The organism is Aurantimonas sp. DM33-3 (genome assembly GCF_014334315.1).
Classification (GTDB): domain Bacteria; phylum Pseudomonadota; class Alphaproteobacteria; order Rhizobiales; family Rhizobiaceae; genus Aurantimonas; species Aurantimonas coralicida.
Genome location: NZ_JACSGS010000009.1, coordinates 25,493 through 45,766, shown reverse-complemented (window position 1 = coordinate 45,766; position 20,274 = coordinate 25,493). Strand labels below are relative to the sequence as shown.

The 20,274-nt window shown below is 68.0% G+C and carries 20 protein-coding genes and 1 other RNA gene; 14 read left to right on the top strand and 7 right to left on the bottom strand.

The features are described from left to right. Positions 1-87: 87 nt before the first annotated feature. The 4 genes from H9Q09_RS13470 to ssrA form a co-directional block, all read right to left on the bottom strand. On the bottom strand, positions 88-309 hold the full coding sequence (locus H9Q09_RS13470; protein WP_024348539.1) for a ribbon-helix-helix domain-containing protein: 222 nt from the start codon (positions 307-309) through the stop codon (positions 88-90). Next, a complete protein-coding gene (locus H9Q09_RS13465) occupies positions 306-530 on the bottom strand; it encodes a DUF4169 family protein (RefSeq protein WP_187391462.1) in 225 nt (74 codons plus the stop codon). Before H9Q09_RS13465 ends, H9Q09_RS13470 begins: the two co-directional genes overlap by 4 nt. Positions 531-558: 28 nt before the next feature. Next, complete coding sequence (locus tag H9Q09_RS13460) at positions 559-1,128, bottom strand: SspB family protein (protein ID WP_187391461.1); 570 nt, start codon at positions 1,126-1,128, stop codon at positions 559-561. Between the two features lie 63 nt (positions 1,129-1,191). After that, positions 1,192-1,562: a transfer-messenger RNA gene (gene ssrA, locus H9Q09_RS13455) on the bottom strand. A gap of 76 nt (positions 1,563-1,638) precedes the next feature. Here ssrA and H9Q09_RS13450 point away from each other — a divergent pair. The 7 genes from H9Q09_RS13450 to H9Q09_RS13420 all read left to right on the top strand — a co-directional run bounded on the left by H9Q09_RS13450 (position 1,639) and on the right by H9Q09_RS13420 (position 7,984). Next, positions 1,639-1,941, top strand: a complete 303-nt coding sequence (locus tag H9Q09_RS13450) for a DUF2853 family protein (protein ID WP_024348536.1) — start codon at positions 1,639-1,641, stop codon at positions 1,939-1,941. Positions 1,942-2,021: 80 nt separating this feature from the next. Further along, the gene (locus H9Q09_RS13445) at positions 2,022-2,816 is read left to right on the top strand and encodes a thymidylate synthase (RefSeq protein WP_187391460.1); all 795 of its coding nucleotides are present in this window, start codon (positions 2,022-2,024) and stop codon (positions 2,814-2,816) included. A 46-nt stretch (positions 2,817-2,862) separates the two neighbouring features. Beyond that, positions 2,863-3,387 carry a dihydrofolate reductase gene (locus H9Q09_RS13440; protein ID WP_187391459.1) on the top strand — a complete coding sequence of 175 codons (525 nt, stop codon included), beginning with the start codon at positions 2,863-2,865 and terminating at the stop codon, positions 3,385-3,387. A 188-nt stretch (positions 3,388-3,575) separates the two neighbouring features. After that, the gene (gene hflK / locus H9Q09_RS13435) at positions 3,576-4,763 is read left to right on the top strand and encodes an FtsH protease activity modulator HflK (protein ID WP_187391458.1); all 1,188 of its coding nucleotides are present in this window, start codon (positions 3,576-3,578) and stop codon (positions 4,761-4,763) included. Then, positions 4,763-5,857, top strand: coding sequence for a protease modulator HflC (locus H9Q09_RS13430; protein ID WP_187391457.1), 1,095 nt, complete (start codon positions 4,763-4,765; stop codon positions 5,855-5,857). Before hflK ends, H9Q09_RS13430 begins: the two co-directional genes overlap by 1 nt. Beyond that, positions 5,854-6,039, top strand: coding sequence for a DUF2065 domain-containing protein (locus H9Q09_RS13425; RefSeq protein ID WP_024348531.1), 186 nt, complete (start codon positions 5,854-5,856; stop codon positions 6,037-6,039). The genes H9Q09_RS13430 and H9Q09_RS13425 overlap by 4 nt, the downstream gene beginning before the upstream one ends. A 265-nt stretch (positions 6,040-6,304) precedes the next feature. Further along, positions 6,305-7,984 (top strand): Do family serine endopeptidase, encoded by a 1,680-nt coding sequence (locus H9Q09_RS13420; protein WP_246716141.1) that lies wholly within the window; start codon positions 6,305-6,307, stop codon positions 7,982-7,984. Positions 7,985-7,996: 12 nt separating this feature from the next. Here H9Q09_RS13420 and serB read toward each other — a convergent pair whose 3' ends face one another. Next, positions 7,997-8,890: a phosphoserine phosphatase SerB gene (gene serB, locus H9Q09_RS13415; protein ID WP_187391456.1), complete on the bottom strand. Its 894-nt coding sequence runs from the start codon at positions 8,888-8,890 to the stop codon at positions 7,997-7,999. Positions 8,891-8,906: 16 nt separating this feature from the next. Here serB and miaA point away from each other — a divergent pair, with 16 nt between their 5' ends. From miaA to H9Q09_RS13395, 4 genes are all read left to right on the top strand, one after another. Next, complete coding sequence (gene miaA, locus H9Q09_RS13410; RefSeq protein ID WP_187391555.1) at positions 8,907-9,815, top strand: tRNA (adenosine(37)-N6)-dimethylallyltransferase MiaA; 909 nt, start codon at positions 8,907-8,909, stop codon at positions 9,813-9,815. Positions 9,816-9,891: 76 nt separating this feature from the next. Next, positions 9,892-10,707: a GGDEF domain-containing protein gene (locus H9Q09_RS13405; protein WP_187391455.1), complete on the top strand. Its 816-nt coding sequence runs from the start codon at positions 9,892-9,894 to the stop codon at positions 10,705-10,707. Between the two features lie 39 nt (positions 10,708-10,746). Then, positions 10,747-11,553, top strand: a complete 807-nt coding sequence (locus H9Q09_RS13400) for a DUF1206 domain-containing protein (RefSeq protein WP_187391454.1) — start codon at positions 10,747-10,749, stop codon at positions 11,551-11,553. A 282-nt stretch (positions 11,554-11,835) separates the two neighbouring features. Continuing rightward, complete coding sequence (locus H9Q09_RS13395) at positions 11,836-13,620, top strand: acetolactate synthase 3 large subunit (protein WP_187391453.1); 1,785 nt, start codon at positions 11,836-11,838, stop codon at positions 13,618-13,620. A gap of 67 nt (positions 13,621-13,687) precedes the next feature. Here H9Q09_RS13395 and H9Q09_RS13390 read toward each other — a convergent pair whose 3' ends face one another. Beyond that, positions 13,688-15,574 (bottom strand): hypothetical protein, encoded by a 1,887-nt coding sequence (locus H9Q09_RS13390; RefSeq protein ID WP_187391452.1) that lies wholly within the window; start codon positions 15,572-15,574, stop codon positions 13,688-13,690. Positions 15,575-15,764: 190 nt separating this feature from the next. On the opposite strand from H9Q09_RS13390, the gene ilvN reads away from it, so the two are divergent. The 3 genes from ilvN to H9Q09_RS13375 all read left to right on the top strand — a co-directional run bounded on the left by ilvN (position 15,765) and on the right by H9Q09_RS13375 (position 19,712). Next, positions 15,765-16,337, top strand: coding sequence for an acetolactate synthase small subunit (gene ilvN, locus H9Q09_RS13385; protein WP_187391451.1), 573 nt, complete (start codon positions 15,765-15,767; stop codon positions 16,335-16,337). A gap of 96 nt (positions 16,338-16,433) precedes the next feature. Continuing rightward, positions 16,434-18,419 (top strand): PAS domain-containing sensor histidine kinase, encoded by a 1,986-nt coding sequence (locus tag H9Q09_RS13380; protein ID WP_187391450.1) that lies wholly within the window; start codon positions 16,434-16,436, stop codon positions 18,417-18,419. A gap of 165 nt (positions 18,420-18,584) precedes the next feature. Then, positions 18,585-19,712, top strand: a complete 1,128-nt coding sequence (locus H9Q09_RS13375; protein ID WP_187391449.1) for an ATP-dependent RecD-like DNA helicase — start codon at positions 18,585-18,587, stop codon at positions 19,710-19,712. Between the two features lie 33 nt (positions 19,713-19,745). On the opposite strand, the gene H9Q09_RS13370 is transcribed toward H9Q09_RS13375, so the two are convergent. Further along, positions 19,746-20,147, bottom strand: a complete 402-nt coding sequence (locus tag H9Q09_RS13370; protein ID WP_187391448.1) for a hypothetical protein — start codon at positions 20,145-20,147, stop codon at positions 19,746-19,748. Between the last annotated feature and the right edge of the window lie 127 nt (positions 20,148-20,274).

The window sequence follows — 20,274 nt, the reverse complement described above, 5'->3', positions numbered from 1 at the left end:
TTTCATCGCAGCCAGAGTGGCCCCCGCGACGGGCGTCGGGCGCGCAGAATCACGAGTAGCCGGAGGTTGCTTCGATCGACGCGTGGCTCAATCGCTTGCGCGATGGGCGAGGGCGTCGTCCAGCACGAAGAGGCGGATGGCCGATGACAGATTGGTGGCCGGATCGCGGGCCGCATCGATCTCGGCGATCATCGCGGCGATCGGCAGGTCGCGGCGGCCGGCAATGCGCCGCAATTCGTCCCAGAAGCGGTCCTCGACGCTGATCGAGGTGGCGTGGCCGCTGATGGCGACCGAGCGTTTGACGATCATGCGGGATCGCCGGAGGGATCGTCCATGCCGGCGTCCGGCTTATCCCGGCGCTCGCGTTTCAGCCCATCCAGCTTGCGGGCCGCGTCGCTCCGCTCGGCATCCGCCGCCTGCCGGACGGCCTTCGGCGTGCCGTGGCGCAGCCGATTGTCGTCGGCCACCCGCGCATCCGCTGCGCGCGCCTTGCGCTTGCGGGCGGTGCGGAGATTGACGATGTCGGCCATGGGCGGGATCCGGCGGTGCCGGCGGGTCTCAGGGTTTCTTGCGGAACGCGTCGAGGGACACGACCTCGGCGTCCTTCTTTTCCTCGGGCTCGGATGCGTCGTCCGAGGCCGGGGCGGCCGCGACCTTTTCCTTGGCCTGCAGCTTCGTCGGCGTCAGGATCTGTGCCGGCGGGGAGGCCGTGCCGATCTCGCCCGTGTCGCCGTCATCGGCGCCCTCGGACTGCTCGTTGGCCGCATCCATGCCGCGCACGTCGAATTCCAGCTCGAAATTCACCGCCGGATCGTAGAAGCCGCGGATCGCCGCGAAGGGGATCAGCAGGCGCTCGGGAATGTCGGAGAAGGACAGGCCGACCTCGAAGGAGGTGTCTGTGACCTGAAGGTCCCAGTACTGGTGCTGGATGACGATGGTCATCAGCTCCGGGTATTTCTCGCGCAGCCGCGAGGAAATCCGCACGCCGGGGGCCGTCGTCAGGAATGTGATGAAGAAATGATGGTCGCCGGGAAGGCCGGTCTTCACGACCTCGCCTATCACCTTGCGAATGACGCCACGCAGGGCGTCCTGTGCGAGAACATCGTAACGGATATGATCCTGGCCCATTGCGGTGTCCCGATCCTGCATGCCTGATGATGGTGGCGGGCGCCGCCCGGACCATCTCGTAAAAGTGGAGGCTTCTGTTGCCAGGTGCCTCCGGACCCCGCCTAGAAGTGCGAACCTCCAGGGCTTGAATTGAAGCGATCGCGCAGCTTACGCTGCGAGACGTGCTTCCGCATAGTTGTCGTTTGCAACTACAAATAGGCCCGATAACGGCGGAACCATGCCGAGCAAAAGTCCGATCTTTACACCCTCGTCGATCCTATTTCGCCCCCGCCTGAACCCATCGCCACGGGATCGCCGCGAGAGGATGGGTTCAGGTGGAGGCGCCGGGTACCGCCCCCGGGTCCGAAAGGTTTATTTCATCGGCCGTTTATCGCCATAGCCGGCACGAAGCCGGCACGCGCAATATAGGCAGGGGATTCCGCCATGAAAAGCCCATGACGCTTCCGAAACCGCAGGGAATCGGACAAAGTCTGCGGGCAGGCATTCCGCCATGCCATCGAGGAGCCCCGCATGGACTATCTCGCCAAGGTCAAGGAATATCAGCCGGACGCCGACGAGGAGCGTGTCAAGCGGCTCGAGCAGCGCCTTCGGCTGGTGCTCAGCAAGCGCGACACGGCGGCCGTATCGGCCGGCGACCCCAAGGAAGTTGAGCGGGCGGCCGCCTGGGTGCAGAAGGCCTGTTCGGTCTCGGCCGAAGCTGCGCGCGAGGCCATCGACGGCGTCCTCGAGCAGATGAAGGGCGACCGCATGAAGAGCCGCCTGGTGGTCTATTACCTCGCCGCCGACCGGCTCGGAAAGCTCGCCGACCTCTAGTCCAGCCGGCGCGGACGCTCCGCGCGGCTCATCCAACAAGCGAACGACCGGCTGGCTGCGGCCCCGGAAGGGTATGTGACATGCGCCAGTATCTGGATCTTCTGACGAGAGTCATGGAGACCGGTTCCGATCGGCCCGACCGCACGGGGACCGGCACCCGCTCGGTCTTCGGCCATCAGATGCGGTTCGACCTCGCCGACGGCTTCCCGATGCTGACGACGAAGAAGCTGCACTGGAAGTCGGTCGTCCACGAATTGCTGTGGTTCCTGAAGGGCGACACCAACATCGCCTATCTGAAGGCCAATGGCGTGCGGATCTGGGACGAGTGGGCCGACGAGAACGGCGATCTCGGTCCGGTCTACGGCGCGCAGTGGCGCTCCTGGCCCGATTATGACGGCGGCCATATCGACCAGATCGCCAAGGTGGTGGAGGCGATCCGCCGCACGCCGCAATCGCGCCGGCTGGTGGTGTCGGCCTGGAACCCGGCGCTGGTCGACGAGATGGCGCTGCCCCCCTGCCACTGCCTGTTCCAGTTTTACGTCGCCGACGGACGCCTGTCCTGCCAGCTCTACCAGCGCTCAGCCGACATCTTCCTGGGCGTGCCGTTCAACATCGCCTCCTATGCGCTCTTGACGGCGATGGTGGCGCAGGCGACCGGCCTGAAGCCGGGCGACTTCGTCCATACGCTCGGCGACGCGCATCTCTACAGCAATCACGTTGAACAGGCGCAGTTGCAACTCACCCGCACGCCGCTGCCGCTGCCGACGCTGACGCTCAATCCGGCGATCGACGACCTCTTCGCCTTCGGCTTCGACGACATCGCGCTGGAGGGCTACGAGGCGCATCCGCATATCAAGGCCAAGGTGGCGGTCTGATGCGCGGCGACGGCGCGGCACGGCGCGAAGGGGCGAGGGCGACGGCATGGCGGTGAAGGATCCGGCGCTCGTCGCGGTGGTCGCCATGGCCGAGAACGGTGTCATCGGCGATGCCGGCGCGATGCCGTGGCGCATGCCGAGCGACCTCAAGCGCTATCGCCGCCTGACCATGGGCAAGCCGATGATCATGGGGCGCAAGACGCTCGATTCGATCGGCCGGGTGCTCGACGGGCGCGACAGCATCGTCCTCAGCCGGGCGGAGCAGTTGCCTTACGAGGGCGCAATCCTGGCCGGCACGCCGGACGCGGCGCTGGGGCGCGCCCGCGACGCGGCCGCCGCCCGCGAGGCGGACGAGATCGTCGTCGCCGGCGGCGCCGAGATCTACCGTCTGTTTCTCGACCGGCTCGACAGGCTGTACGTCACCCGGATCGCGGTCGATGTGAGCGGCGACACGGTGTTTCCGCCGATCGATCCGGCGATCTGGGCGGTCGAATCGGACGAGCCCTGCGAGCGGGGGCCGAAGGACAGTGCCGACAGCCGCTTCATCGTCTATGTCCGGCGCGACCGATAGCGGCCGGAGCCACCTTGGAGCGGGACAGAACTGCCGCATTGTTCACCATTTGCGAACACCCCTGGGCAAATTGGTCACACTCGCGTTGAAAGCCGATTTGGCAGTTCTTATAAGGGTCGTACGGATCTGCGCGTGAAAAGCGGGAGGCTCGACGCCCGCAGAAATCCCTGAAATTTGGAAGGACAGCGATGCCCTGGAGCAATCAGACTGGCAATGGCGGCTGGAAAGGCGGCGGCAGCGGCGGCGGCAACGGCGGCCCCTGGGGCCAGCGTCCGCAGTCTCCGCGCCCCGGTGGGAACGGCGGTTCGCCGGATCTGGAAGACATCCTGCGGCGCGGCCAGGACCGGCTGCGGCGCGCCATCCCCGGTGGTGGTGGCGGTGGCAGCGGTCCGGGCTCTCCGGCCGGGATCGCCGGTTGGGGCATCCTGTTCGTCGCGGGTCTCGCGGTGCTGTGGCTGTTCAAGGCTGTCTATACCGTCCAGCCGGACGAGATCGGCGTCGAGCTCCTGTTCGGCAAGCCGCGCCAGGAGCTGTCCGACCCGGGTCTGCACGTCGCCTTCTGGCCGTTCGAGACCGTCGAGACCGTGCCGGTCGTCGAGAACCAGATCACCCTCGGCAGCAGCCAGAGCGGTGACAATTCCGGCCTGATGCTGTCCGGCGACCAGAACATCGTCGATGTCCAGTTCGCCGTCCTCTACCAGGTCGACGATCCGCAGAACTATCTGTTCCAGGTCGACGATCCGATCGCGATGCTGCAGCAGGTGTCCGAAAGCGCCATGCGCGAAGTCGTCGGCCGCCGTCCGGTGCAGGACGTCTTCCGCGACGACCGCGCCGGCATCGCCGAGGAGGTCCGCCAGATCACCCAGGACACGATGAACGAGTACCAGGCCGGCCTGCGGGTCAACGGCATCTCGATCGAGGACGCGGCCCCGCCGAGCCAGGTCGCCGACGCCTTCGACGAGGTGCAGCGCGCAGAGCAGGACGAGGATCGCTTCATCGAGGAGGCGAACCGCTATCGCAACCAGCAGCTCGGTCAGGCCCGAGGCGAGGCGGCGCAGATCCGCGAGGATGCCGCCGGTTACAAGAACCGCGTCGTCCAGGAAGCCGAGGGTGAGGCGCAGCGCTTCAGCTCGATCCTCGCCGAGTTCGAGAAGGCGCCGGAGATCACCCGCAAGCGTCTCTTCCTCGAGACCATGGAGGGCGTCCTGAAGGGATCGACCAAGATGATCATCGAGCCGGGTGCCGCAGGCGGGCAGGGGGTCGTTCCCTATCTGCCGCTCAACGAGCTGCAGCGTCCCGGAACGGCCGGCGTCCAGCCGCAGGCCCAGCGCAACACGACCACCGGTAACGCGACGGTCCAGCAGGGAGCGAACTGATGAGCAACCGCTTCTACGGGATCGCCATTGCGGTCGCCATCGTCGCCCTCGTGGTGTGGAACTCGATCTTCATCGTCAACGAGAAGGAGCAGGCGATCGTCCTGCGCTTCGGCGAGATCCAGCGCGTCGTCGACGAGCCGGGCCTCTACTTCAAGTGGCCGGCGTCCTTTGCCGGCGCCGATCAGGTCCGCAAGCTGCCGGACCGCCTGCTGCGCTTCGATCTGGACGACATCCGCGTCCAGGTGTCGGGCGGCAAGTTCTACGAGGTCGACGCCTTCCTCGTATACAACATCTCGGACGCGGCCCGCTTCCTGCAGGCGGTCTCGGGTTCGATCCCGGCGGCCGAGCAGCGGCTGCGCACCCGTCTCGATGCGGCGCTTCGCCGGGTCTACGGTCTGCGCGGCTTCGAGGCGGCGCTGTCGGCCGAACGCGCCGACATGATGCGGCAGGTGCGTGACCAGCTGCGTCCGGACGCGGCCTCGCTCGGCATCGAGCTGACCGACGTTCGCATCCGGCGCACGGACCTGACGCAGGAGGTCTCTCAGCAGACCTACGAGCGCATGCAGGCCGAGCGTCTGGCCGAGGCCGAGCGCCTGCGGGCCCGTGGTCAGGTTGCTGCCCGCGAGATCCGCGCCGCCGCCGATCGCGGCGTGGTGGAGACGGTGGCCGAGGCGCGCCGCGAGTCGGAGATCCTGCGAGGCGAAGGCGAAGCCGCACGAAGCGGCATCTTCGCCGAGGCTTACGGGAGCAACCCGGAATTCTTCGACTTCTACCGGTCGATGCAGGCCTACCGGGAGTCGCTGGAAAACTCCGGCACCACGATGGTGCTGTCGCCTGATACGGAATTCTTCCGTTATTTCAGTGGTGACGGCGGTGACGAGATCACCACGCTGCCGCTGGACGGCATGACGCCGGGCACGCCGACGTCGGAGGCCGCCCCGGCTCCGGAAGCAGAGGCCGCCAGTGCCGGGACCGCGTCGCCCGCTGAAGCGACCCCGGCCGCGGATGCTGGCGCCGATACCGGCACCAATCCGGCTGCGGCAGCCGGCGATCTGTCCGGCAACGCCGAGCAGACCGGTTCCATCGCCCAGTGAGCGATTTCGTCGCCGCCCTCGGTCTCGTTCTGGTGATCGAGGGCGTCGTCTACTGCCTGTTTCCCGACGGGGTCCGGCGCATGGCCCGTACGGCGGCCATGCTGCCGGACCGCTCGTTGCGGATCGGCGGCCTGGCCGCCGCCATTGCCGGCGTCGGCATCGTCTGGCTGGTGCGCCACTAGGCCCGGCCCGCAGGACGAGTCTCCCGCCTGCGCCCACGAGAGCTGCCATCACTCCGGCAGCGCCGCGATTGGCGTCCTCCTCCCGGCTCCCTCCTCATCACCATTGCGTCGGCGACAAGAAACCTTCTTGATTCGGACGCGGTTTTCCGGTCCCGTCTCGCTCACCCGAGTACGGGCGCCGCGTTTGATCAGCGGTGCGCCGTGCCGCACGGGACGATGCCGTCGCGCGGCAGCCGCGTCCCGCGCCGATGCGAGAGGATTTGACATGAGACTTCGGACGACCGGAACGATGCGCCGCTCCGCCGGCCAGGCGTCGGCGGCAATGGCCGTCGCCACGATGGCACTCCTGCATCCGCTGGCCGCGCAGGCGCAAACGGAGGCTCAGGCGCAAACAGTGGCGCCGGACACCGGCGAGGCCCAGGCCGACGCGCCGGACACCGCCGTTCCGGCGCTGCCGGTCCCGCCGGTGGACAATGGCCCGACGCAGGAAGCCCGTCCGGCTCCTGCCACCACGGCGCCAAGCGCCGGCGCAGCGCGGGGACCGGCTTCGGTCGCCGATCTCGCCGAGGGGCTGCTCGACGCCGTCGTCAACATCTCGACCTCCCAGTCGGTCGATGTCGCCGGCCGGGGCGTTCCCCCGCTCGAGGCGCCGGAAGGCTCGCCGCTGCAGGATTTCTTCGACGACCTCCTGCAGGACCGGGACGGTCTGGGCAACCGGCGGGTGCAGTCGCTGGGCTCAGGCTTCGTCGTCGATCCCTCGGGCGTCGTCGTCACCAACAACCACGTCATCGCCGACGCCGACACGATCACCGTCAATTTCGCCGACGGCACCCAGCTCGATGCCGAGCTGATCGGCACCGATCCGAAGACCGACCTGGCGGTGCTGAAGGTTGAGCCGGAAGAGCCGCTTGTGTCGGTGAAATTCGGCGATTCGGAAGCGCTGCGGATCGGCGACTGGGTGATGGCCATCGGCAACCCGTTCGGCCTGGGCGGCTCGGTGTCGATCGGCATCGTCTCGGCCCGCGGCCGCAACATCAATGCCGGCCCCTACGACAATTTCATCCAGACCGACGCGGCGATCAATCGCGGCAATTCCGGCGGCCCGCTGTTCGACCTGAATGGCGACGTCGTCGGCATCAACACGGCGATCATCTCGCCGACCGGCGGCTCGATCGGCATCGGCTTCTCGGTGCCGGCAAACCTGGCCGTCAACGTCATCGACCAGCTTCGCGAATTCGGCGAGACGCGCCGCGGCTGGCTGGGCATTCGCCTGCAGGCGGTGACCGACGACATCGCCGAAGGGCTCGGAATCGGCGAAGCACGGGGTGCCGTGGTCATGGGCATCGTCGAGGGCGGCCCGTCCGACAACGGCCTCCTGAAGGTCGGCGACGTCATCGTCTCCTTCGACGGCACGGCGGTGGAGAGTTCGCGCGACCTGCCGCGCATCGTCGCGGAAACGCCGGTCGGCAAGGCCGTCGCGGTCGAGGTGCTGCGCAAGACCGCCACCGACAAGCCCGCCGAGCGGACCAGTGTCGAGGTGACGCTGGGCCGGCTGGAAGATGGCGAGAAGCTGATGGCCGAATCCGAGGACGCAGCGCCGACGAGCGATCCGGACGCGGCCGAGACCGGCGACATGGATGCCGGACCGGTGGAAACGCTGGGCATGACGCTCACCGAGATCGATCCGACGCTGCGCGAGCAATATGCGCTAGGCGAGGACGCCAAGGGCGTGGTCGTCACCGCCGTCGCGCCCAACTCGAACGCCGCTGAGAAGGGCATCGAGGCCGGGACGCTGATCCGCGAAGTGGCCCAGGAAGAGGTCGCGACGGCGCGCGAGGTGGCCGACAAGATCGCCAAGCTCAAGGACGAGGGCCGTCGCAACGCGCTGCTGCTGCTGGCCGCCAGCAATGGCGATCTGCGCTTCGTCGTCGTGCCGATTGAATAGTCCGGTGGGCGATCAGCCGGGCCGCACGATCTCGTCGGCCCGGTAGCCCTGGATGAACAGCAGCGCGGTCAGGTCGCCATGGTCGACCCGGTGGGGCGCACGGGCGGCGACGGTCGGCTTGGCGTGCAGCGCGACGCCGGTGCCGGCCCGCTCGATCATCGGCAGGTCGTTGGCGCCGTCACCCACGGCAATCGCATCAGCGACGCCGACGCCCAGCTGCGCCGCGAAATCCTCCAGCGCCGCGACCTTGGCGGCGGAGCCGAGGATTGGTTCGCCGACACGTCCGGTGAAGGCGTCGCCCTCATGCAGCAGGGTGTTGGCGCGGTTCTCGTGGAAGCCGAGCTTTTCCGCGATCGGTCCGGTGAAGACCGTGAAGCCGCCCGAGACGAGGGCCGTGAAGGCGCCGTTGGCGCGCATCGTGGCGACGAGTTCCGCACCGCCGGAGGCCAGGGTGATGCGCTCGGCGATGACCTTAGCAACCGCAGCGGTCGGCAGCTTCTCCAGCAGCGCGACGCGCTCCTTCAGGGCCGGCTCGAAGGCGATCTCGCCGTTCATCGCGCGGGCGGTGATGCCGGCGACGCGGTCCTTGATGCCGATGGCATCGGCAAGCTCGTCGATGCACTCCTGATCGATCATGGTGGAGTCCATGTCGGCGATCAGAATCCGCTTGCGCCGCTGGTCGTGCTGCTGCACCACGCAGTCGAACCCGCCATCGGCCGCGATCGCTGCCAGGTCCTGCCGCCAGGTCGGGGCAGCCGGCGTGTCGAAGCGAAGATCGGCGGCATAACCGGGGGCCAGCCACGCGGCCCGGTCCGGCGTCGTGCCGATCGCCTCGGCAATCGCGGCAAGGCCGGAAGCGGGCAGACCGGCACCCTTCGGTGCGGCAATGAGCGTGGCGACGAGCATGAAGCGACAGTCCGAAATGGCGGGAAAACAGGCGATCCTGATAGCCGGGCCGACCGCCAGCGGCAAGTCGGGCCTCGCGGTGGAACTGGCCGAGCGTCACGACGGCGTGGTGGTCAACGCCGACTCCATGCAGGTCTATGACGGCCTCCGCATCCTGACCGCGCGGCCCGACGCCGATGCGCTCGCCCGCGTGCCGCACAGGCTCTACGGGCATGTCGCGCCCGACCGGATCTATTCCGTCGGTGCCTGGATTCGCGACGTCGCGCCGGTGCTGGAGGAGATCCGCGCGGCGGGCAAGCTGCCGATCCTGTGCGGCGGCACCGGCCTCTACTTCAAGGCGCTGCTCGGTCTTCTCGACGATCTGCCCGAGGTGCCGCCGGAGATCCGCGAACGCTGGCGCCAGCGGCTGGCGGAGGAGGGCGCTCCCGCCCTTCACACGCTGCTGGCCCGATCCGACCCTTCGGCTGCGCAACGGATCGACCCGGCCGACGGGCAGCGGATCGTGCGGGCGCTCGAGGTTGGCGAAGCCGCGGGGCGGCCGCTGTCGGCCCTCCAGACCGGCCGGCGTCCCGGCCTTCTGGACCCGTCTGCCTGTTTGAAACTCGTGACGGCACCGGAACGCAGCGTGCTGCGCCAGATCATCGGAGAGCGCTTCGCGCAGATGATGGCGGCAGGCGCGCTGGAGGAGGTCGCGGCGTTCCGCGCGATCCCCGGGGCGATGGACGGATCCGCGGCCAAGGCGATCGGCGTCGCCGAGCTTTCGGCGGTGCTCGACGGGACGATGGCGCAAGATGTCGCGGTCGCCCGTGCCGCAACCCGCACCCGCCAATATGCCAAGCGCCAGGAGACCTGGTTCCGGCACCAGTTCGATGCGAGCTGGCAGCGGCTCGCATCCCCTGACATTGCCGCGATCGAGACGATTTGAGCAATCGCCTTAAGTGATCGGACAGCTTCTCGTCGTATCAGTTCCCATGGGGAAGAATCGGGAAGTCGGGCGGTCGATGAAGGTCACCAAGGCAGAGCTTTCGGTCGGGCTTTATCTGGCTGCGATCGTCGTTGCGGTCGCCTGTACCGTCAAGGCGCATGCGGTCACCGTGGCGATCCTCGCTCGGGTCGGCGACAGTGAGCCGCCGATCATGAGCGGCCTGTTTGCGGCGACCATCGCCAGCCTCGTCGTGGCGCTGGGCACCGGCCTGTTCCTGATCCTGCCGACCATCCGCGCGCAGCTGCGCGAGCAGGGCAAGCTGCGCTCGCTTGCCGGCACGCTCGAGCAGCGCTCCCAGCATCTGGAGCAGGCGGCGCTGACCGATCCGCTCACCGGCCTGCGCAACCGGCGCTGCTTCGACCGGATGTTCGAGGAATATGTCGTGGCCTTCGACCGCGTCGGCCGCCCTGTGGGCCTGCTGCTGTTCGATCTCGACAAGTTCAAGGCCGTCAACGACACCTACGGCCACGATGTCGGCGACGAGGTGCTGAAGGCGGTCGCCGGTTGCCTGACGGATTTCGCGCGCCATCGCGACGTGGTCGCCCGCCTCGGCGGCGAGGAGTTCGCCATCATCGTGACGAACATGTCGGCACCCGGCCTGGTCACCTTCGCGGAGCGGATCCGCCAGGCGATTTCCGGGCTCACCATCCGGGTCGGAGACGTGAAGCTGCGCACCACGGTATCGGTGGGACTGGCCTCTTCGGAGCCGGGAGACGGCTGCGCGGCGATCTTCAAGCGGGCCGACGTCAATCTCTACAAGGCCAAGCAGGCGGGGCGGAACCGGGTCAGTGCCGGGTCGGCCGCCGGGGTGCTCCTCGGAACCAACGCCTGAGCCGCCGCGTATAGGCTCTTCAGAAGGCGAGGAGCGACATTGACCACCCTGGACATTCCCCACCAGCATCACGACTGGCTCCGCAAGGCAGCACGGGCCGGCTACGCCGCTCGCGGGCTGGTGTATCTCATCGTCGGCTACTTCGCGTTTCGCGCCGCCTACGCCACCGGCCGGGCCATGGGGACCAAGGACGCGGTCGACACGGTCGCCGGCTCCGCATTCGGGACGGTCGCCCTCGTCGCGCTCGTCGCGGCGCTGACCTGCTTCACCATCTGGCGGCTGATCCAGATGTTCTTCGACGTCGACGAGCACGGTCTCGACGCCAGGGGCGTGTTCGCGCGTTCCGGCCTGCTGCTCAGCGCGTTTGCCTATGGCGGTACCGCATTCTATGCGGCAACGGTCCTTGCCGGCATGCGGTCGGACGGTGGCGGTGGCGGTGTCGTCGCGGCGGCCTACGATGCCGGCTACGGTGTCTGGATCACCTATATCGTGTCGCTGGGCATGGCGGTCGCCGGCGCCGCCCACATCTACAAGGGCGTCGTCGCCGGGTTCGAGAAATACATGACCATTCCCGCCGGCAAGCGCGCCTGGCTGCGGCCGATCTGCCGTTTCGGCCTGATTGCCCGGGGCGTCACCTTCTTCGTTCTCGCCGGCCTCCTGTTCACCGGTGCCGTCTCCTATGGCGAGGGCGATACGCCGGGGCTGGAAGCGGCGCTGCAGGCGATGTCGGACTGGAGCTATGGCTGGGTGCTCTTGTCGCTGACCGGGCTGGGGCTGATCGCCTTCGGCGCCTATGCCTGCGTCGAGGCGGTCTATCGCCGCATCCACATCGAGAAGGTCGGCTGACCTCAAGTTGTCCGGCGGCAAGACCGCCGCCGGGCACGGCCGCAAGATAAGTCGTTGACGGACGCGCTGGACGGGCTTAGCTTCCGCCCCATGACAAAGATCAACATTCTCGTAGTAGGACGGCGCACACGCGAGGCGGTCTAGGGACCGCCCGGCGAGAGCCACGTGTGCGCAACTCAAAGGGCCCCAGCGGCCCTTTTTTATTGCGCCGAGTTCCGACACAGCATCCGGACCGGGAGCGGCGCCAGACCAACCCGGCAGGCACGAGACGGAAGACGAGCCATGAACGCGACATCGGACACACGGGAAATGACAGGCGCGGCGATGGTCGTGCAGGCGCTGAAGGATCATGGCGTCGCCGACATCTTCGGCTATCCGGGCGGCGCGGTTCTCCCGATCTATGACGAGATCTTCCAGCAGGAAGCGGTCCGCCATATCCTGGTGCGGCACGAGCAGGGGGCTGGCCACGCCGCGGAGGGCTATGCCCGCGCAACCGGCAAGCCGGGCGTCATGCTGGTGACCTCGGGCCCCGGCGCGACCAATGCGGTGACCGCGCTGCAGGACGCGCTGATGGATTCGATCCCGCTGGTCTGCATCACCGGCCAGGTGCCGACGACGCTGATCGGCTCCGACGCCTTCCAGGAATGCGACACGGTCGGCATCACGCGGCCCTGCACCAAGCACAACTGGCTGGTGAAGGACGTCAACGATCTGGCGCGCGTCCTGCACGAGGCCTTCCACGTGGCGACCACCGGTCGCCCGGGTCCGGTTGTCGTCGACATTCCCAAGGACGTGCAGTTCGCGACCGGCCTCTACACGCCGCCGGCACCGCAGACCCAGCACGAGAGCTATCGGCCGAAGCTGGTCGGCGACCGCGACCGCATCGAGGCGGCGGTGGCCATGCTGGCGAGCGCCAAGCGGCCGATCATCTATTCGGGCGGCGGCGTCATCAATTCCGGTCCCGAGGCCGCGCAGCTCCTGCGCGAGCTCGTCGCGCTGACCGGTGCGCCGATCACCTCGACGCTGATGGGGCTCGGCGCCTATCCGGCCTCCGGCGAGAGCTGGCTGGGCATGCTGGGCATGCACGGCACCTACGAGGCCAATCTGGCCATGCATGGCTGCGACGTCATGCTGTGCGTCGGCGCGCGCTTCGACGACCGCATCACCGGCCGGCTCGACGCCTTCTCGCCGCACTCCAAGAAGATCCACATCGACATCGACCCCTCGTCGATCAACAAGAACGTGCGCGTCGACCTGCCGATCATCGGCGATGTCACCCATGTCCTGCGCGACATGGTCGGCATCTGGAAGGAGCGCGGCACCGCGATCGACCCGGCATCGCTCGCGGGATGGTGGGACGAGATCGGCACGTGGCGGGCCCGCGACAGCCTGGCGTACCGGCCGAACGACGACGTCATCATGCCGCAATACGCCATCCAGCGGCTCTATGCGCATACCAAGGACCGCGAGACCTACGTCTCCACCGAGGTCGGTCAGCACCAGATGTGGGCGGCGCAGTTCTACGGCTTCGAGGCGCCGAACCGGTGGCTGACCTCGGGTGGTCTCGGCACGATGGGCTACGGCCTGCCGGCGGCGATCGGCGCGCAGATCGCCCATCCGGACGCGCTGTCGGTCTGCATCGCCGGCGATGCGTCGGTGCTGATGAACATGCAGGAGATGTCGACGGCGGTGCAGCACGGCGCCAACGTCAAGATCTTCATCCTGAACAACCAGTATATGGGTATGGTCCGGCAGTGGCAGCAGCTGTTGCACGGCAACCGGCTGTCGAACTCCTACACCGAGGCGCTGCCGGACTTCGTCAAGCTGGCCGAGGCCTATGGCGGCCACGGCATCCGCTGCCAGAAGCCGGGCGATCTCGACGCGGCCATCGAGGAGATGCTGGCCGTCGACAAGCCGGTGCTGTTCGACTGCCGGGTGGCCAACCTCGCCAATTGCTTCCCGATGATCCCGTCGGGCAAGGCCCATAACGAGATCCTCTTGCCGGACGAGGCGAGCGACGAGGCCGTCGGTAGCGCCATCGACGCCAAGGGCCGGGCCCTGGTCTGACCGGGCTGGCAATCTCAGTGCAGATTGGAGAAGGGCGGCGGCAACGCCGCCCTTCGTCGTTTCCGGCCTATGACGGGCGGTCGAAGGCGACGCTGCGGCCGTCCGAGCGGATTTCGAGCTCGAAGCCGTCGCCGCGCGCGTCGAGCCCGCTGAAGACGAAGAAGCTCTTGTAGTTGTCGCGGTTCGACAGGGTCACGCGCAGGATCTCGGCGTCCGGCATCAGCGCCTCGGCGATCCGCAGGATCCGCTCGGGCACGTCCTCCTGCAGGATCTCGCGGTCGATCTTCACGACCGCGCCGTCCTCGGCGACGGTCACCGCCACGTCGCGGCCGCTGCGCATCTCGCCGCGCAGGGCGTAGACCTGCTGGTCGCCATCTTCGCGGATCGCCACGGAGCGGAACTGCGCGCCGGGCAGGGCCAGTTCGGCGCTGCCGATGACCGCCAGCGGCACCGCGATCATGTCGGGCTCGGAGGTCTGCGGCGCCGCAGCGTCGTCCGCCTCGTCCATCGCCGGATCTTCGGTGGCGGCGAGCCGATCGGACTGCTTCGCCTCGCCGGGGCTCGCGACCTCGCCGTCGGGCGCCGCGTCCTCGGGCGCGACCGCCGGCTTGTCCATCGCCGCCATGCCGTCCTCCTCGGCCATGGTGGCCGGTCCGGAGGGGTCGGCATCCTGCCGCGCCTCGGTGACCGAGGATTGCGGCATCGTGCCCGCCACGCCGGCAGCGTTGCGGGCGGTGTCGGTCAGCTCTTCCGGCGGCGAGTCGAGGGCGTCGATGTCCAGTTCGCTCGCGGCGTCGTCGGCGCTGTCGGCGATGATGTCGACCGCATCCTCGTCCTCGGCGTCATCCGCGAGGCGGTCGGCGGCCATGTCGCCGGACATCGCCGCGTCGCCTGCCTCGGACTCCGAATCGTCTTGGGACATGGCGTCGGCCATCGCATCATCCTGCGGGTCCGCATCGGCGCTGTCGTGCGAATTCATCTCTTCAGCCGCATCGGCCTCCGAGATATCGGCGGCGTCCGCCTCCAGATCGCCCGCGGCGTCGTCGGCCTCTGCGGCGTCTTCGAAATCGTCATCGGTGCGGTCCGACGCGCTGTCGGCCATATCGCCATCCTGGCCGATCTCGTCCTCCGCATCCTCCTCGGACATGGCATCCGCGGTTTCGGTCTCGGCGTCGGCCGGGCTGTCCTCTTCGAGGACGTCGGCCATCGCATCATCCCGCGGGTCCGCATCGGCGCTGTCGTGCGAGTCCATCTCGTTGGTCGCATCGGCCTCGGGGGCATCGGCGATGTCGGCCTCGTCGTCCGGCTGCGCGGGATCGGCCGAGGCTTCACCCAGGGCGCCGGCGTTGCCGGTGTCGCCGATCAGCTCGTTGATCGCAGCCGATGCGGTGCCGGGAGCGCGGGTATCCGCATCGTCGGCTTCCGTCCCGGACGCCTGGCTGTCCGTCTCCGGGGCGGTCGCCGTTTCGCCGGACGAACCTTGCGCGGCTGCAACGCTGTCCTCGATGATTGTCCCGGCGTCCTTCGTGGCCGTCTCCACGTCGGGAGCTTTCGGCACCGGCGTTCCGTCGCTCGCCATCTTGTCGCTTGCGTCGCCATCGGGCGCTGCGGACAGTTCGGTGGGCGGTTCGGCCAGTTTCTCGGTCGCGCGAAGTTCGGATTGCGCCGCTTCGCCGCTGGCGTCGATCTCCCTGGCGGCCGTCTCGGACGTCGCGTCCGCTGTCGGCGCAAGGGCCTGTCCGACGACCGCATCGGCGGGAACGGCGACGAGCGAACCGTCGCGGCAGGTCAGGCGGAAGAGGCCGTCTTCGCCCTCGACCCGGATCGTCAGGGCAAAGCCGCCATCGGTGAGCGCAGGCACGCACTGGGCCCGGTCCGGCTCCTGCGCGGTCGCCGCACCGAATGCCGGCAACGCCAGCGCAGCCGTGGTGCCCAGAAGCATGATCGTCTTCATGTCCGTCTCTCCCTCTTGGTTGCCACCGCGTCCGGCGCCTTCATGGCAGGTGAAGATGCGCTTCCGATGACGCACGTCCATCCTGCGTCGCACAAGCGGACCGTCCGCGCGCTGCCGCGAAAGCCGCCTTGGCCTTTCGGCGTCGCGGCTCTATGGTGCCGCAACGCCAAGAACCTGCTGAGTTTCCGACATGAACCAACCCGTCCAGCCGCCCGCATCGGCCTATTTCATCACGCCGGAGAAGGAGGCGAACGAGACCCGCACGCTCGCCGTCCTGGTGGACAACGAGCCGGGCGTTCTGGCCCGGGTCATCGGCCTGTTCTCGGGGCGCGGCTACAATATCGAGAGCCTGACCGTTTCGGAAACCGAGCACGAGAAGCACCTGTCGCGGATCACGGTGGTCACCCGCGGCGCGCCCCATGTCATCGAGCAGCTGAAGAGCCAGCTCGACCGCATCGTGCCGGTGCACCGGGTCGTCGATCTGACCCGCATGGGCGGCGCCAACGGCGACAACGATCCGATCGAGCGCGAGCTGGCGATCCTGAAGGTGGCGGGGCAGGGCGACAAGCGCGTCGAGGCCCTGCGCCTCGCCGACGTATTCCGCGCCAAGGTGATCGATTCCTCGATCGAGCATTTCGTCTTCGAGCTGACCGGCCGGCCGTCGAAGCTCGACAAGTTCGTGGCCATCATGCAGCCGCTGGGCCTCGTTGAGGTCTGCCGCACGGGCGTCGCCGCCCTGTCGCGCGGCAAGGACGGCATGTAGGTTCTTCGCGCAGGTTCCGCGGGCTCCCTGCGCCATCTTGGCGCGGGGCGTTCCGCTGCTATGTCTGTGATGGACAGATGCGTGAGGGATACGGGGATGGAGCGAACGGAGCGGGCGACCGCGTCGGCCAGTGACGAAGGCCGCTACCGGCTGCTCGTCGACGCGATCACCGACTATGCCATCTACATGCTCGATCCGGACGGCATCATCACCAGCTGGAACGCGGGCGCGCAGCGCTTCAAGGGCTATACGGCGGACGAGATTCTCGGCTCGCATTTCTCTCGCTTCTTCGTGCCGGCGGATCGCGATGCCGGGCTGCCGCAGCGGGCCCTGCGCATCGCCGCCGTGGAAGGGCGCTTCGAGACCGAAGGCTGGCGCGTGCGCAAGGACGGCGGCCAGTTCTGGGCGCATGTGGTGCTCGACCCGATCCGGCACGCCGACGGCACCCTCATCGGCTACGCCAAGATCACCCGCGACCTGACCGAGCGCAAGCAGGCGCAGGAGGATCTGCAGCGCAGCGAAAAGCAGTTCCGGCTCCTGGTCAACGGGGTCAGCGACTACGCCATCTACATGCTCGATCCCGAGGGCCGGGTGACCAACTGGAATTTCGGCGCCGAGCGGATCAAGGGCTACAGCCGCGACGAGATCGTCGGCCAGCATTTCTCCCGCTTCTTCTCGCCCGAAGACCGCGAGCGGGGCGAGCCGCAGCGGGGTCTCGCCACTGCGCTCAGGGACGGCCGCTTCGAGACCGAGGGCTGGCGCATCCGCAAGGATGGCAGCCGGTTCTGGGCCAGCGTGGTGGTCGACCGGGTCGACGACGAGGCAGGCAGGGTGATCGGCTTTGCCAAGATCACCCGCGACGTCACCGAGCGCAAGGAAGCGCAGGAGGCACTGGCCAAGGCCAACGAGGCGCTGGCCCAGTCGCAGAAGATGGAGGCGATCGGCCAGCTGACCGGCGGCATCGCCCACGACTTCAACAATCTGCTGACCGCCGTCATCGGCAGCCTGGAAATGGCCCGCAAACGGGTCGGCATCGACCCGCCGGCCGTCCAGTCGCTGATCGACAATGCACTGGAGGGGGCCCGTCGTGGCGCGTCGCTGACCCAGCGCATGCTGGCCTTCGCGCGCCGACAGGATCTGGCACCGCGCACCGTCGATCTCGCCGAACTCGTCGCCGGCATCACGGCTTTCCTGGAGCGCTCGATCGGTCCCGAAGTCCGCATCGAGACGCGCTTCCCCGCCGGGCTCGCGCCCGCCCATATCGATCCCAACCAGCTCGAGACGGCGCTCCTCAATCTGATGGTCAATGCCCGCGACGCGATGGATGGCAGCGGCGTCGTCGTCATCGAGGCGGACGAGGCGGCCATCGACACGGCAAGGCCGGGCGGGCTCGCGGCCGGACGCTATGTCCGGCTGGCGGTGATCGATTCGGGCGAAGGCATGGATCCCGAGACCGCGAAGCGCGCCGCCGAGCCGTTCTTCACCACCAAGGGCGTCGGCAAGGGCACCGGCCTCGGCCTGTCCATGGTGCATGGGCTCGTCAGCCAGTCGGGGGGCGGCCTGCAGATCCATAGCCGCAAGGGCGAGGGGACCCGCGTCGAGCTGTGGCTGCCGGTCGCCACGGCCGCACTCGCGCCGGCGCCGGCCCCGGCGCGCGAGCCCGACGCGGCGGTTGCGCCGGCCGAGGACCGGCCGCTCGCCATCCTCGCCGTGGACGATGACGGGCTGGTGCTGATGAACACCGTCGCGATGCTGGAGGACATGGGCCACCGCGTCTTCGAGGCGACGTCGGGCATGGAGGCGCTCGACATCCTGAGGAGCGAGGCGGATATCGAGCTGGTGATCACCGATCATGCCATGCCGCGGATGACCGGCAGCCAGCTTGCCGAGGCGATCCGGGGCGAATGGCCCGGGCTGCCGATCATCCTGGCCACCGGCTATGCGGAGCTGCCGCCCGGCGGCGACAACAGCCTGCCCAAGCTGTCCAAGCCCTTCGGCGAATACGAACTCGCCAAGGCGATCACAGCGATTCTCGGCTCCGGCAAGGCGGCGTCGCCGGGGGCGGCCATCGCCGGCTCCTGAACCGGGGACCCGCGCGCCCTGCAGCGGCGTTGGTGGTGCGTTTGCCACCGACGGTGGGCAAGCGCACGGCGCATCGGCGACGAGGGTGAAAAACCGCGCCGGGACCTATAAGGCTGTCCGCAATGGGAATCGGGCCGCGTGCCCGGCTGGCAACCGGAGATCGGCTTGAAGCTCTCACCACAGCAGGACGATGCGCTGAAGGCCGTGGCCGACTGGCTGGCGGACGGCGAGACACCGATCTTCCGGCTGTTCGGCTATGCCGGAACCGGCAAGACGACGCTGGCGCGGCATTTCGCCGAAGGTATCGACGGGGCGGTGCAGTTCGCCGCCTTCACCGGCAAGGCGGCGCAGGTGCTGCGCTCGAAGGGCGCCAAGAGCGCCCGCACGCTGCATTCGCTCATCTACCGCCCGCGCGGCGAGGAGACGATCTCCGACGAGACCAGCGGCCTGTCGCGGGTCTCGCCGACCTTCTCCCTGAACCGGCAGAGCCCGGTCGCCAAGGCCAAGCTGATCATCGTCGACGAGTGCTCGATGGTGGACGAGGCGCTGGGCCGCGACCTGATGTCCTTCGGTACGCCGATCCTGGTGCTGGGCGATCCGGGGCAGCTGCCGCCAGTGTCGGGCGGCGGCTTCTTCACCGAGGCCGAGCCGGATTTCCTCCTGACCGAGATCCACCGCCAGGCGCGCGACAACCCGATCATCGACCTGGCCCTGCATGTGCGCGAAGGCAAGGAACTGATGCATGGCGACTGGGGCGCCGCCCGGATCATCGGCAAGCGCGAGGTGGAAACCGATGAGGTGCTGGCCGCCGACCAGGTGCTGGTCGGCACCAACCGCACGCGTAGGCGCTACAATGTGCGGCTGCGCGAGCTGAAGGGTTTCGAGGGCCCGCTGCCGATGTCGGGCGACAAGCTCGTGTGCCTGCGCAATGACCCGGCCAAGGGTCTGCTCAACGGCTCGCTCTGGCAGGTGATGACGGCCTCGCGCGAAACCACCAAGCCGGGCGTCAATCTGATCGTGAAGCCGGACGACGACGACATCGACCAGGGCGCCGCCAAGATCCGGCTGCTGAAGGCCGCCTTCGAGGATCCCGACGCCGACATACCCTGGCCGACCAAGAAGCGTTTCGACGATTTCGACTATGGCTACGCGCTGACCGTGCACAAGGCGCAGGGCTCGCAGTGGAACAACGTCATGCTGTTCGACGAGAGCTGGGCCTTCAAGGAAACGCGCGAGCGCTGGCTCTACACCGCCATCACCCGCGCGGCCGAGCGGCTGACCATCGTCAAATAGCCCCGCCGGGTCCTGCCGGCCGGGAGGCGCGGCCTATTCGGCTGGCGAGAGGGTCGGCGCGTCGCTCGCCTCCGAGCCTTTGACGAACAGCCAGAGAAACATCAACGCCCCGAGGATGACGGTGATCGAGCCGACGAACAGGAACAGGTTTTCCTCGCCGGTCGCGTCGACCATGATCTTGCCGAGGATCAGGAACGCCGTGCCGATCTCGTAGACTGCCAGTTGCGGCAGGGCGAGGCGGCGGGTGCGCAGTTCGGGCCAGACCTTGTGCACCAGGCCGAAGAGGACCGAGGCGACGAAGCCCAGAAGCCCAATATGGGCGTGGGAATTGGAGAAATTGTGGTGCCCGGTCGCGCCGAGCCACGTGCCGAAGACCGCGCCTGCGAGCAGCCACACAATGCCGATGATGACGTAAAGTCTGTCGATCCTGACCATGGCGAAACTCCCGATCCTGCCGAAACAGCTGTGATCCGATGCCGTGCCGCAAGCGACCGGCAGACATGCGCCGTCGCCAGGGCAGTCTAGTCGCGTTGGCGCGTAATATCGACAGGATTTTCGAACT